Consider the following 13,399-nt stretch of genomic DNA (forward strand, 5'->3'; position numbering starts at 1 on the left):
GGGTAGAGGGGACTGATCGAGGTGTTTGTGCGAGGTACATCGACCTGAAAATTCTGAGTCGAACTCAGGTTTGAAAAGCACAAAGATCTGCTCCCTTTCCCCTCTCCCGAGGGTAGAGGGGGCTGATAGAGGTGTTTGTGCTAGGTACATCGACTTGAAAATTCTGAGTCGAACTCAGTTTTGAAAAGCACAAAGATCTGCTCCCTTTCCCCTCTCCCGAGGGTAGAGGGGACTGATCGAGGTGTTTGTGCGAGGTACATCGACCTGAAAATTCTGAGTCGAACTCAGGTTTTGAAAAGCACAAAGATCTGCTCCCTTTCCCCTCTCCCGAGGGTAGAGGGGACTGATCGAGGTGTTTGTGCGAGGTACATCGACCTGAAAATTCTGAGTCGAACTCAGGTTTTGAAAAACACAAAGATCTGCTCCCTTTCCCCCTCTCCCGAGGGTAGAGGGCTGGGGTGAGGGTGCTTTTGATCTTGATTTACTGAATTACAGGCTGAACCGCCCAACCATGTTGTTCAAATCCAGCGCCAGACGCGACAGCTCATTGCTCGCCGCACTGGTCTGATTCGCCCCGGTCGCCGATTGCACCGACAGGTCACGGATGTTCACCAGGTTGCGATCCACTTCCCGTGCCACCTGCGCCTGCTCTTCAGCGGCGCTGGCGATGACCAGGTTGCGCTCGTTGATCTCGACGATGGCGGTGTTGATGGTGTCCAGCGACATGCCGGCACCACGGGCGATGTTCAAGGTCGACTCGGCACGTTCGGTGCTGTTGCGCATCGAATCCACGGCGTGTTCGGTACCGCTTTGAATGCTACCGATCATCCGCTCGATTTCACTGGTCGATTGCTGGGTGCGATGCGCCAGGGCGCGCACTTCGTCCGCTACAACCGCAAAACCACGACCCGCTTCACCGGCACGCGCCGCTTCAATCGCCGCGTTCAGGGCCAGCAGGTTGGTTTGATCGGCCAGACCACGGATCACATCCAGCACTTTGCCGATGTCACGGGATTCATTGGCCAGATCGCCGATCAGGCTGGCGGTGCTCTGTACATCGGCACTCATGCGCTCGATGGCGCTGACGGTTTCCTGTACGAGGTCTCGGCCGTCACCGGCAGAAGTGGTGGCATTCTTCGAAGCTTCCGAAGTGCTCACGGCATTGCGCGCGACTTCTTCCACAGCGCTGGTCATTTCATTGACCGCAGTCGCCGCCTGTTCAATTTCGTTGTTCTGCTGAGTCAGGCCGCGCGCGCTTTCATCGGTGACACTGTTCAGTTCTTCAGCGGCCGATGCCAGCTGTGTGGCCGAACCGGAAATGCGCTGCAAGGTGTCACGCAGCTTCGATTGCATTTTCGCCATGGCTGCCAACAAGCGCCCGGCTTCGTCGCTGCCATCGACGTGAATCGGTTGAGTCAGATTGCCTTCGGCGATGGTTTCCGCAGCGTCCAGTGCCTTGGCGATCGGTTTGGTGATGCTGGTGGTCAGCAGCCACGCGAACAGGAACGTCAGGCCGGTGGCGATCACCAACAGGGTCACTACCAGATCGAACGCCGAAGCGTACTGATCGGCCGCTTTCTGATTGGTCTCGCTGATCTGCTCGCCGTTGATCTGCATCAGACGGTTGAGCACGGTGTTGATCGCTTCGGAGTTGCTGAGCAATTCGGTGTTGAGCAGGTTACGCAGTTCATCCACCTGATTATTACGCGACAGGCTCTTCATGCGGTCTTCGATCTGACGGTACTGGCCGAGCAACTGCACGTACTGGTCGTAAGCGGCGCGTTCCTCAGGGCTGCCGATCAGTGGCTCGTAGGCCGTTTGAGCTGCGCGGATCTGTTGGTTGCGCATGTCCAGCAACTCAACGGTTTTCTGCTGCACGTCCGCTTCGCGGTTGACCAGCAAGCGGTACGACAGCACACGCAAGCGCAGGGTCAACTGAGTGAATTCGTCGAGGTTCTTGATGCTCGGCACGCTGCTGGACGAAATGTCCTCGGCAGCGCCACGGATCTTACTCATCTGGTTCAAGGCAAACACGCCGAGAATCAGCATCAGGCCGCCGATCAAAGCGAAGCCGGTAAACGCCCGTGGGGCGATATTCATATTGCGGAGGGACATGGGCGGGTACCAAGAGAGGGCCGCATCCATGCGGGTTCAGACTGCTGTATGGATGACTTATCGGTCATGCGACTGAAGTCTTGAGGCAGTGTGCGTATTTGTCGCACAAGGGCTTGGGCGACGAAGTGCAGGAACCAGATCGGCAGATCACAGTCTTTAAAACTCGCAAGAACGTTCGCCCGCCAGGAAAATCAAGGCCTTGCGCCGGTTTAACCCTGGCATCCGTGGTGACTTTTCTTTATCGTACGCGCCCTTTGAAAATGCCTGGAAGATCAAAATGTTGGAAGCATCCCTCAGCCAATTGGAACAGCTCGTCAGCGACCTGGTGCAACAGAACCAGACCCTCTCGGAAACCAACCGGAGCCTGTCCACTGAACTGGCCCAGGCCAAGGATGAAAACGAAAGCCTGCAACTGAGCCTGATGGAACAGGAAGAGAAGCACGGCGCCACCGCAGCGCGCATCCAGGCTCTGGTTGATCGCGTCAACGCAGGTCCTGTCAGCGCATGAACCACGGTACAGCAGGGGTAAAAGTCATCTCCATTCTCGGGGAGGACTATTCGATCAAGGCACCGGCCGGGGAAGAACAGACCCTGCTGGACGCTGCACTGATGCTCAAAGCGGCATTGGCTGACACCAAACGCAAATACCCGACGCTGATCGGTGACCGCTTGCTGGTGCTGGCAGCAATGAATCTGTGCTCGCAACAGATCGAAATGAAGAAGCAGCATCAGGAAGAACTCGACCGTTACCAAGAGCAAGTCAGCGCCACGGTCGAGACCATCGCCAAGACCATCAATCAGGGTTGATGAGGTTGCGCACAACCAAAGAATAGATTGTCGATTGGGTTGTATACAATCGGCACGGCTGTTGCATTGATTCGGCCACTTATTCTTTGGGGGTGCTCCATGCAGTTGTGGCGACGCAGTATTCAATGGCAGCTGATTCTCAGTATGGGCACCGCCCTGCTGGTCAGCATCCTGATCGTGGTTGGCATTTATACCTTGGTGGTCAACCGCCTCGCCCAGAGCTATCTGGTCGAACAAGCCCTGCCGTCGAGTATCGAAGCGACGCGCAACGACATCGAACGCATCCTCGTGCAACCGCTGACGGCGGCCAAGGATATTGCCAGTAACACCATGGTTCGCGACTGGCTGGCCTCCGGTGAAGACAGCAGCAAAACGGCGGGCTTCGCGCAGTATCTGGAAGGCATCCGCGCCGAACACAAGGCTTTCACTGCTTTGATCATCGGCACCGAATCCAATCATTACATCACCGAAAAAGGCCTCGATCGCACCCTCAGCCGTGCCAAACCGGCCGATGCCTGGTTCTATTCCTTTCTCGACAGCAATCAGCCGCGCACCCTGAATATCGACAACGACGGAGCCACCGGAGAATTGGCGCTGTTCATTGACTTGAAGGTCGAGCAGGCTGGCAAAGTGGTCGGTGTGGCAGGGCTCGGGCTGAGCATGAAAGAGCTCTCGGAGCTGATTCACAACTTCAGCTTTGGTGAGCGCGGCAAGGTCTATCTCGTGCGTTCCGACGGTTTGATCCAGGTGCATCCGGAGGCGCAGTTCAGTGGCAAGCGCACCTTAAGCGAGCAGATCGGCAGCAATGCTGCACAGGCAGTCCTCGGTCAAAAAACTGCCGTCAGCAGCAACTTCCAGCGAGACGGCGAAGACTTCCTCGCCTTCAGCCTGCCTTTGCGCGATTTAGGCTGGACCCTGGTGGCCGAAGTGCCGCAGTCGCAGATCTACGCCGAAGCCCGCAAAGCGATGTGGATGAGTGGCGGTATTGGTCTGGTGGGGGCGCTGGTGTGCCTCGCTCTGGTGGTCTGGCTGGCACAAGGTCTGGTGCGACCGATTCGCCAAGCAACAGCGGCGCTGGTAGCAATCGGGAGCGGTGGTGGAGATTTGACCCATCGGTTAGATTCCAGCCGCGCCGATGAGCTGGGCGACCTCGCTCGCGGCTTCAACCGTTTCCTCGACAGCCAGCGCGGAATGATCGGCGAAGTGCTGACCACCAGTGAGCGTCTGCGCACTGCCGTGGGGCAAGTGGCGAAAGTGGTGGAGAACACCGCCGAGCGTTCAGGTCGTCAGCAGGAAATGACCGACATGGTCGCCACTGCCGTTCATGAAATGGGCTTGACCGTGCAAGAAATTGCGCAGAACGCCGGCAACGCCGCACTCGCTTCGCAAACCGCGCGGGATGAAGCAATGCAGGCGCGGGAAGTGGTCGGGGGCTCGATCAAGCATATTGAAAGCATGTCCAATGAAATTGGCTTGGCAGCCGGCGCGGTCGGCGAGTTGGCACATCAGGTTGCGTCGATCGACTCGGTGCTGGCGGTGATTCGCGGGGTGTCCGAGCAGACCAACCTGTTGGCCCTGAACGCTGCGATTGAAGCGGCGCGGGCCGGTGACATGGGCCGAGGTTTCGCCGTCGTCGCGGATGAAGTGCGCACCCTGGCGCGCCGCACCCAGGCTTCCACCGACGAGATTCAGCAGATGATCGGCAGCCTCAAGCAAGGCGCGGAAAACGCCGTATCGTCGATGCGCACCGGTCAGGCCGCGACGGGCACAGGCGTTGAGTCGAGCCAGCGCACCGGGGCGTCGTTGACGGCTATTACCGGTCAGGTCGAGCGCATCAGCGACATGAACCATCAGGTGGCAACGGCGACGGAGGAGCAGTCGGCGGTGACTGAGGAGATCAACCGCAATGTGCAGGGGATTTCCGATCTGGCGCGGGCGACGGCGGGGGAGGTTCGGGCTTGTCGTGAGGATTGTCAGATGTTGCAGAGGCTGGCGGATGATCTGGCGCGGCAGATGGGTGGGTTCAAGCTGAGCTGAGTGCTGAGTGCTGAGTGCTGAGCCTGTAAAGCCCCTCACCCTAACCCTCTCCCAGAGGGAGAGGGGACTAACCGTGGGATGCTTGAGAAATACGCCGACCTGAAAATGCTTTACCGAATCCATAATCGACGCGGTTTTTCAGGTCGATGTATAGCGCCAGACACCTCGGTCGTCCCCCTCTCCCTACGGGCGGTCCGACGTTTCGGGAGGGCTGGGGTGAGGGTCGGCTTTCAGAACCAGGCATCCTGCATCGCCAGGCACGTATCATCCCGTGCCTCCAGCAACGCTAATTCATGATGGCACCCCGGCACTTCCCACGTCAGAAAATACCGCGCTGCCTGCAACTTGCCCTTATAGAAGTCCGCATCCGCTGCATTCCCTTTGGCCAACCCTTCTTCGGCATGAATCGCCTGCTCCAGCCAACGCCAGCCAATCACCGTGTGCCCGAACACCTTCAGGTACAGCGCAGAGTTCGCCAGGCTGCTATTGACCTTGCCTTGCCCCAGATCAGTCAACAAACCGATGGTCACCGTTTGCAGGCGCGCCACCAGTTTTTCCAGCGGCTCACGCAGTGCGGTCAGCGATTCATGCGTCATTGCGCGCTCTGCCGTAGTGGCGATCAGTCGAATCAGTTGCTTCAGTCCCGCGCCACCGTTCTGTGCCAGTTTACGTCCGAGCAAGTCCAGCGATTGAATGCCATGGGTGCCTTCATGAATCGGGTTCAAGCGGTTATCGCGGTAATACTGCTCCACCGGGTATTCGCGGGTGTAACCGTGACCGCCAAGAATCTGGATCGCCAGTTCGTTGGCCTTGAGGCAGAACTCCGACGGCCAGGATTTGACGATCGGTGTCAGCAGATCCAGCAACTCATGCGCCTGCTTGCGTTCTGCTTCTGTCTCAAGTGTGGTGGTGTCGTCAAATAACCGCGCGGCATACAAGCCGAGATCAAACGCCCCTTCGACGTAGGATTTCTGCGTCAACAGCATACGTCTGACATCGGCGTGCTGAATGATCGCCACCGGCGCCGTCGTCGGATCCTTGCTGTCCGGCACGCGACCCTGTGGCCGCTCGCGAGCGTACTCCAGCGAGTACAGGTAACCGGCGTAACCGAGCATCACCGCACCCATGCCGACGCCAATCCGCGCCTCGTTCATCATCTGGAACATGTAGCTCAAACCACGATGCGGCTCGCCGACCAGATAACCGACACACTCACCGTTATCGCCGAAGTTCAGCGCTGTGGAAGTGGTGCCGCGCCAACCCATCTTGTGGAACAGCCCGGCGAGCAGCACGTCATTACGTTGGCCGAGGCTGCCGTCATCGTTGACCAGAAATTTCGGCACGATGAACAACGAAATGCCTTTAACGCCCGCAGGCGCGTCCGGCAGTTTGGCCAGCACCATGTGCACGATGTTTTCCGAGAGCGGGTGATCGCCGCCGGAGATGAAGATCTTGTTGCCCTTGAGGCGATAAGTGCCGTCGGACGCTGGCTCGGCGCGTGTACGAATATCCGACAGCGATGAGCCAGCGTGGGGTTCGGTCAGGGCCATGGTGCCGAAGAAGCGCCCGTCGATCATCGGCTGCAGAAAGCGTTGTTTCTGTTCTTCGGTGCCGAAGCTCTCGATGAGGTTCGCCGCGCCCATGGTCAGAAACGGGTAGGAAGTCGAGGCCGCGTTGGCCGACTGGAAATGCGCGAAGCAGGCTTGCGACAGCAGCGTAGGAAGTTGCATGCCGCCGGCGTCGAAACTTCTCGCGGCGTTGAGGAATCCGGCTTCAAGAAAGGCATCCACCGCCGGTTTCACTTCAGGAATCAGAATCGCCTTGCCGTCCTCGTAGCGCGGCTCGTTCTCGTCGCCCTTGCGGTTGTGCGGCGCGAAGTATTTCTCGGCAATGTTGCGTGCGGTGCCGATGGCGGCGTCAAAGGTCTCGCGGTTGTGCTCGGCAAAGCGCTCACGCCGGGTCAGGCCCTCGGCATCAAGGACTTCATACAGCTCGAAAGCCAGATTGCGGGAACTGAGCAGCGTCTCGGACATGGCGGCCTACCTGAAATTGGGGTTGGGCCGAGTCTAGGCGTGCTGATAAAGGCTGAACAGGATGATTGATGAGAGTGATGCAGAGGTGAGCGCGACACTAATCAAATGTAGGAGTGAGCCTGCTCGCGATAGCGGTCTGTCAGACACATTTATTTTAACTGACAGACCGCTATCGCGAGCAGGCTCACTCCTACAGGGTTTACATTCCAGGCGACCATTGCGGTCGCCTGGACTTACAGCTGTTTAGCCGATTGTCATCAAGCTGGCATTACCACCTGCAGCTGCAGTGTTGACACTCAACGCCCGCTCAATCACCAGACGCTCAAGGGCAATGTTGGTCTCGCCCTGGGACAAGCCCTGAACCCCAACGATCGCGCCGGCGCGCTTGGCAATCTGCTGGCAAACGCCGCGCAACTGGTCGGAATGGCCGTGATGCAGAACCGCATCGAACACCACCTCATCCTTGTTCCAGTCAGCAACCAGCTTGATCCGCGCCTGAATCTCCTTCGGCAGGCGTGCGAACAAGGCCTTGCTGATGTCGGACTCCGGCCATACCGCCGAACCGCCTACGGCCAATACCGCAGCCAGTTGGGTCAACAGATCACCTTCAACCTCGGCCAGGCACAGCACGTGCTCACGCGGCAGGATGGCGTAGCTGTTTTTTTCACCGGTCGGGCCGGCCAGCATGCGGGTAATGCCGCTCTGCGATTGCGCAGCGTACTGCACGCACAGAGTGCTCAAGTCGGCGTACTTGTTGCTTTCAGCCCAGGCTTTCAGGGCGTTCAGCGGTTTGCTCATGGCATCGCGCAGTCGAACGTCCGGGGCGACAACGGCGTCACCGCGAGCGAAGGATTGTTCGATGGCATCCGTAGGACGTGTCGCCAGCAAGCGGTACAGGTAAAGCGGACCACCAGCCTTCGGACCCGTACCCGAGAGGCCTTCGCCGCCGAATGGCTGCACGCCGACCACGGCACCGACGATGTTGCGGTTGACGTAGACGTTACCGGCGTTGACGTTGTCGATCACCTTGGCGATGGTCTCGTCGATCCGGGTGTGCACGCCCAGCGTCAGGCCGTAGCCGGAAGCGTTGATCTGGCCGATCAGTTGATCGATCTCTTTGCGCTTGTAGCGCACCACGTGCAGCACCGGGCCGAAGATCTCGCGTTGCAGCTCGTCGAAGCTTTCCAGCTCGATCAGGGTCGGCATGACGAAGGTGCCGCGTTTGACTTCTTCGGTGTCGGCGATAGCCACCTGGTACACATTGCGACCTTTATCGCGCATGCCCTGGATGTGCTTGTCGATGCCAGCCTTGGCTTCGGCGTCGATCACCGGGCCGATGTCCACCGATAGGCGCTCAGGGTTGCCGAGACGGCTTTCGGCCATGGCACCTTTGAGCATTTCGATGACGCGATCGGCGGAATCTTCCTGCAGGCACAGTACGCGCAGCGCCGAGCAGCGCTGACCAGCGCTGTCGAAAGCCGAGGACACCACGTCGATCACGACTTGTTCGGTCAGTGCCGAGGAGTCGACGATCATGGCGTTCTGGCCACCGGTTTCGGCGATCAGCGGAATCGGACGGCCCTGGCTGTCGAGACGGCCAGCGATGTTGCGTTGCAGCAGGCGCGCGACTTCGGTGGAACCGGTGAACATCACGCCTTTGACGCGCTCATCGCCGACCAGACCGGCGCCGACGGTTTCACCGCGACCCGGCAGCAGTTGCAGCACGCCTTCCGGAATTCCGGCTTCAAGCAGCAAACGCACGGCTTGAGCGGCAACCAGCGGAGTTTGTTCAGCCGGTTTGGCCAATACCGGGTTACCGGCAGCCAGTGCCGCAGCGACTTGGCCACTGAAGATCGCCAATGGGAAGTTCCACGGGCTGATGCATACAACTGGGCCCAATGGACGGTGGGCGTCATTGCTGAAATCGTTGCGAGCCTGCACCGCGTAGTAACGCAGGAAGTCGACGGCTTCGCGGACTTCGGCGATGGCGTTAGCGTAGGTCTTGCCGGCTTCGCGAGCCAACAGGCCCATCAGCGGCTGGATCTCGCCTTCCATCAAATCAGCGGCACGTTCCAGAATCGCTGCGCGTTCGGCCGGCGGGGTGGCCTGCCAGATCGGCGCAGCGTTCAGCGCGCATTGAATGGCGTTGTCGACGTCTTCGACGGTGGCTTCCTGAACGTGACCGACCACATCACGGTGATCTGCCGGGTTCAGCACGGGCGCAGGGGTTTCAGTGCTGGACGCGCAACCGAGCATCGGCGCGGCTTTCCAGTCGGTGTGGGCAGTGGCGAGCAGGGCGCAGGACAGCGAAGCCAGACGATGTTCGTTGGCCATGTCGATGCCGCTGGAGTTGGCGCGCTCAGCACCGTACAGATCACGCGGCAGCGGAATGCGCGGGTGCGGCAGGCCGAAGCCACCTTCCACGGTCGCCATCTGCTCGATCTGCGCTACCGGATCGGCCACCAATTCCTGAATCGAAATCGACTGGTCGGCGATACGGTTGACGAACGAAGTGTTCGCGCCGTTTTCCAGCAAGCGACGTACGAGGTAGGCGAGCAGGGTTTCGTGAGTACCGACCGGCGCGTACACGCGGCACGGACGGTTCAGCTTGCCTTCGGAAACTTTGCCTACAACTTGTTCGTAAAGCGGTTCGCCCATGCCGTGCAGGCACTGGAATTCGTACTGGCCGGGGTAATAGTTCTGACCGGCAATGTGGTAAATGGCCGACAGGGTGTGGGCGTTGTGCGTGGCGAACTGCGGATAGATGACTTCCGGCACCGACAGCAGTTTGCGTGCGCAAGCGATGTAGGAAACGTCGGTGTACACCTTGCGGGTGTAGACCGGATAGCCTTCCAGGCCTTCGACCTGGGCGCGCTTGATTTCGCTGTCCCAGTACGCGCCTTTCACCAGGCGGATCATCAGGCGATGACGGCTGCGACGGGCCAGATCGATCACGTAGTCGATCACGTACGGGCAACGCTTCTGGTAAGCCTGGATAACGAAACCGATGCCGTTCCAGCCAGTCAGTTGCGGCTCGAAACACAGGCGCTCAAGCAGATCCAGCGACAGTTCGAGACGGTCGGCTTCTTCGGCGTCGATGTTCAGGCCGATGTCGTATTGCTTGGCCAGCAGGGTCAACGACAGCAGGCGCGGGTACAGCTCGTCCATCACACGCTCGTACTGCGCACGGCTGTAACGCGGGTGCAGTGCCGACAGTTTGATGGAAATGCCCGGGCCTTCATAAATCCCACGACCGTGGGACGCTTTGCCGATCGAGTGGATGGCTTGTTCGTACGACGCCAGGTATTTCTGCGCGTCGTGCTCGGTCAGCGCCGCTTCACCGAGCATGTCGTAGGAATAACGGAAGCCCTTGGCTTCGAACTTACTCGCGTTGGCCAGCGCTTCGGCGATGGTTTCGCCGGTGACGAACTGCTCGCCCATCAGGCGCATGGCCATGTCGACGCCCTTGCGGATCATCGGCTCGCCGCTCTTGCCGATGATGCGGCTCAAGGACGACGTCAGGCCGGCTTCGTTGTGCGTCGAGACCAGTTTGCCGGTCAACAGCAAGCCCCAGGTTGCGGCGTTGACAAACAGCGACGGGCTGTTGCCCAGGTGTGGGTGCCAGTTGCCGGTGCTGATCTTGTCGCGGATCAGCGCATCGCGAGGGCCCTTGTCCGGGATACGCAGCAGCGCTTCGGCCAGGCACATCAGCGCCACGCCTTCCTGGGACGACAGGGAAAATTCCTGCAGCAGACCCTGAACAATGCCTGCACGACCGCCGGCACTTTTCTGGTTACGCAGTTTTTCCGCGATAGATGCGGCGAGTTTGTTGGTGGCTTCGGCCATTGGCGCTGGCAGGCGAGCCTGCTCGATCAGCATTGGCACCACTTCCGGCTCAGGGCGGCGGTAAGCGGCAGTGATCGAAGCGCGCAGTACGGATTGCGGCAGGATGCTCTCGGCGAACTCCAGGAAGCACTGGTGTGCGTGATCGGCGTGGACTTCGCCCGCCTCATCGGCGTCCTTGGCGGTCAAACCGTTCAGCTCGGTCAGGGTTGCACCACCCTCGAGTTTTTCCAGGTAATTGAAAATTGCCTGCTTGATCAGCCAGTGCGGCGTGCGATCAATCGAGGTTGCGGCGGCCTTCAGGCGCTCGCGGGTTGGGTCATCGAGTTTGACCCCAAGGGTGGTGGTAGCCATATTTTTATCCTCATGGTTGCCACAGTTGCGTGGCATCAGCTGGCCGCAAGATTAGCCGCGCACTGAAAGAGGTGCAACCGGGTGCAACCCTTTTTTTGTCGGAATAATAGGCAGCTCGTCAGGAATTATTTTCTGGTACGAAAGTGCTGCTCCTGCTTGGTGCTTTTGCTTCTAGCAAAGGGCCATGACTGCCACAAAAGGGAGCAAAAACGGGGTTATTGTCGATAAATCCGACTAGGTGCAACTAATTCTCGCGAAACTGGTTGCACCTTATTTGATTTGTTGCATAGCATTCGCGCCCTAGGTGCAACCGGGAATAACCCGGTGTACCGGCTGATGGCTTTCCTGGGGAAACATCAGTCCTAAATGCGCGGGATCCCGGATCGTCTGCCAAACGTCGTCGTTTGCGTGCGGTTCACCACCGCCGCTACATAAAAACAAAGCCAGGGCGTAACTTAATGAGCGTTAGCAATCCAACCCTGATCACGTTCGTGATCTACATCGCAGCAATGGTGCTGATCGGCTTCATGGCCTATCGCTCCACCAACAACCTTTCTGACTATATTCTGGGCGGCCGTAGCCTGGGCAGCGTTGTTACGGCGCTATCTGCCGGTGCTTCCGACATGAGCGGCTGGTTGTTGATGGGCCTGCCGGGCGCCATCTACATGTCCGGTCTGTCCGAAAGCTGGATCGCCATCGGCCTGATCGTCGGTGCCTACCTGAACTGGTTGTTCGTTGCTGGCCGTCTGCGTGTGCAGACCGAGCACAACGGCGATGCTCTGACCCTGCCGGACTACTTCTCCAGCCGTTTCGAAGACAAAAGCGGCCTGCTGCGCATCATTTCGGCGATCGTGATTCTGGTGTTCTTCACCATTTACTGCGCTTCCGGCATCGTCGCTGGCGCCCGTCTGTTCGAAAGCACCTTCGGCATGTCCTACGAGACAGCGCTGTGGGCCGGTGCTGCGGCGACGATTGCCTACACCTTCGTTGGCGGTTTCCTCGCGGTGAGCTGGACTGACACCGTACAAGCCACGCTGATGATTTTCGCGCTGATCCTCACGCCGATCATCGTCCTGCTGGCCACCGGCGGCGTCGACACCACGTTCCTCGCTATCGAAGCCAACGATCCAAGCAACTTCGACATGCTCAAAGGCACCACTTTCATCGGCATCATCTCGCTGATGGGCTGGGGTCTGGGCTACTTCGGTCAGCCGCACATTCTGGCGCGCTTCATGGCCGCTGACTCGGTGAAGTCGATTGCCAACGCCCGTCGCATCTCCATGACCTGGATGATCCTGTGCCTGGGCGGCACCGTGGCTGTGGGCTTCTTCGGTATCGCTTACTTCTCGGCACACCCGGAAGTTGCCGGTCCCGTGACCGAGAACCACGAGCGCGTGTTCATCGAACTGGCCAAGATCCTCTTCAACCCATGGATTGCCGGTGTGTTGCTGTCGGCGATTCTGGCGGCTGTGATGAGTACCCTGAGCTGCCAGTTGCTGGTGTGCTCGAGCGCCCTGACCGAAGACTTCTACAAAACCTTCCTGCGTAAATCCGCCTCCCAGGTTGAACTGGTCTGGGTCGGCCGCGCCATGGTGCTGTTGGTTGCACTGATCGCCATCGGCCTGGCTGCCAACCCGGAAAACCGCGTACTGGGCCTGGTGTCCTACGCTTGGGCTGGTTTCGGTGCTGCGTTCGGTCCGGTGGTGCTGATTTCGGTGATCTGGAAAGGCATGACCCGCGACGGCGCACTGGCCGGTATCCTGGTCGGCGCGATCACCGTGGTGGTCTGGAAGCATTTCGAACTGCTGGGTCTGTACGAAATCATTCCGGGCTTCATCTTCGCCAGCCTGGCCATCTTCATCGTCAGCAAACTCGGCGCGCCGACTGCTGGCATGGTGCAGCGCTTCGAAGCGGCGGAAAAAGATTTCCACCTGAACAAGTGATTGTTCTGAGCTAGCGCTCACGCGAAAACGGCCCGTTTCCTACAGGAGGCGGGCCGTTTTTTTGTGTCTGTGATTTATCTGATTCACCGCGCTCCCCTGTAGGAGTGAGCCTGCTCGCGATAGCGTTGTGTCAGTCGACATCAATGCTGAATGTCAGACCGCTATCGCGAGCAGGCTCACTCCTACAGGGTATGGTGGTGGGTTTGGGGGATTTGTCTGTAGTTGAAGGCGCTGCTTTTTGCAGGGTTTTTCAACAATAGAAGTAGG

General features: G+C 59.0%; 7 protein-coding genes and 1 pseudogene. 4 read left to right on the forward strand and 4 right to left on the reverse strand.

Features of this window, described 5'->3' with window-relative positions; all coding sequences use genetic code 11:
- Positions 1-489 precede the first annotated feature (489 nt).
- The gene (locus tag AK821_RS31260; protein ID WP_371042268.1) at positions 490-1,362 is read right to left on the reverse strand and encodes a methyl-accepting chemotaxis protein; all 873 of its coding nucleotides are present in this window, start codon (positions 1,360-1,362) and stop codon (positions 490-492) included.
- 30 nt (positions 1,363-1,392) lie between these two features.
- Positions 1,393-2,145: pseudogene (locus AK821_RS31265) on the reverse strand (MCP four helix bundle domain-containing protein); the annotation flags it as partial.
- A gap of 247 nt (positions 2,146-2,392) precedes the next feature.
- On the opposite strand from AK821_RS31265, the gene AK821_RS01200 reads away from it, so the two are divergent.
- The 3 genes from AK821_RS01200 to AK821_RS01210 all read left to right on the forward strand — a co-directional run bounded on the left by AK821_RS01200 (position 2,393) and on the right by AK821_RS01210 (position 4,959).
- Complete coding sequence (locus AK821_RS01200) at positions 2,393-2,623, forward strand: cell division protein ZapB (RefSeq protein WP_064387766.1); 231 nt, start codon at positions 2,393-2,395, stop codon at positions 2,621-2,623.
- Complete coding sequence (locus tag AK821_RS01205; protein ID WP_003220971.1) at positions 2,620-2,922, forward strand: cell division protein ZapA; 303 nt, start codon at positions 2,620-2,622, stop codon at positions 2,920-2,922. Before AK821_RS01200 ends, AK821_RS01205 begins: the two co-directional genes overlap by 4 nt.
- 99 nt (positions 2,923-3,021) lie before the next feature.
- Entirely contained in the window at positions 3,022-4,959 is a 1,938-nt protein-coding gene (locus AK821_RS01210) for a methyl-accepting chemotaxis protein (RefSeq protein ID WP_064387767.1), read from the forward strand.
- A 230-nt stretch (positions 4,960-5,189) separates the two neighbouring features.
- Here the strand turns inward: AK821_RS01210 and AK821_RS01215 are convergent, their stop codons facing one another.
- Positions 5,190-6,992, reverse strand: a complete 1,803-nt coding sequence (locus tag AK821_RS01215) for an acyl-CoA dehydrogenase (protein WP_064387768.1) — start codon at positions 6,990-6,992, stop codon at positions 5,190-5,192.
- 243 nt (positions 6,993-7,235) lie between these two features.
- Positions 7,236-11,189 (reverse strand): trifunctional transcriptional regulator/proline dehydrogenase/L-glutamate gamma-semialdehyde dehydrogenase, encoded by a 3,954-nt coding sequence (gene putA / locus AK821_RS01220; RefSeq protein WP_064387769.1) that lies wholly within the window; start codon positions 11,187-11,189, stop codon positions 7,236-7,238.
- Between the two features lie 458 nt (positions 11,190-11,647).
- Between putA and putP the strand changes: the two genes are divergently transcribed.
- Complete coding sequence (gene putP, locus AK821_RS01225) at positions 11,648-13,132, forward strand: sodium/proline symporter PutP (protein WP_064387770.1); 1,485 nt, start codon at positions 11,648-11,650, stop codon at positions 13,130-13,132.
- Positions 13,133-13,399 lie beyond the last annotated feature (267 nt).

This window comes from Pseudomonas sp. RIT-PI-r (genome assembly GCF_001297015.1).
In the GTDB taxonomy this organism is placed as follows: Bacteria; Pseudomonadota; Gammaproteobacteria; order Pseudomonadales; family Pseudomonadaceae; genus Aquipseudomonas.

Coding starts and splice junctions, on each gene's coding strand:
- AK821_RS31260 (WP_371042268.1), bottom strand. CDS start 1,362: ATGGCGAAAATGCAATCGAAGCTGCGTGACACCTTGCAGCGCATTTCC.
- AK821_RS01200 (WP_064387766.1), top strand. CDS start 2,393: ATGTTGGAAGCATCCCTCAGCCAATTGGAACAGCTCGTCAGCGACCTG.
- AK821_RS01205 (WP_003220971.1), top strand. CDS start 2,620: ATGAACCACGGTACAGCAGGGGTAAAAGTCATCTCCATTCTCGGGGAG.
- AK821_RS01210 (WP_064387767.1), top strand. CDS start 3,022: ATGCAGTTGTGGCGACGCAGTATTCAATGGCAGCTGATTCTCAGTATG.
- AK821_RS01215 (WP_064387768.1), bottom strand. CDS start 6,992: ATGTCCGAGACGCTGCTCAGTTCCCGCAATCTGGCTTTCGAGCTGTAT.
- putA (WP_064387769.1), bottom strand. CDS start 11,189: ATGGCTACCACCACCCTTGGGGTCAAACTCGATGACCCAACCCGCGAG.
- putP (WP_064387770.1), top strand. CDS start 11,648: ATGAGCGTTAGCAATCCAACCCTGATCACGTTCGTGATCTACATCGCA.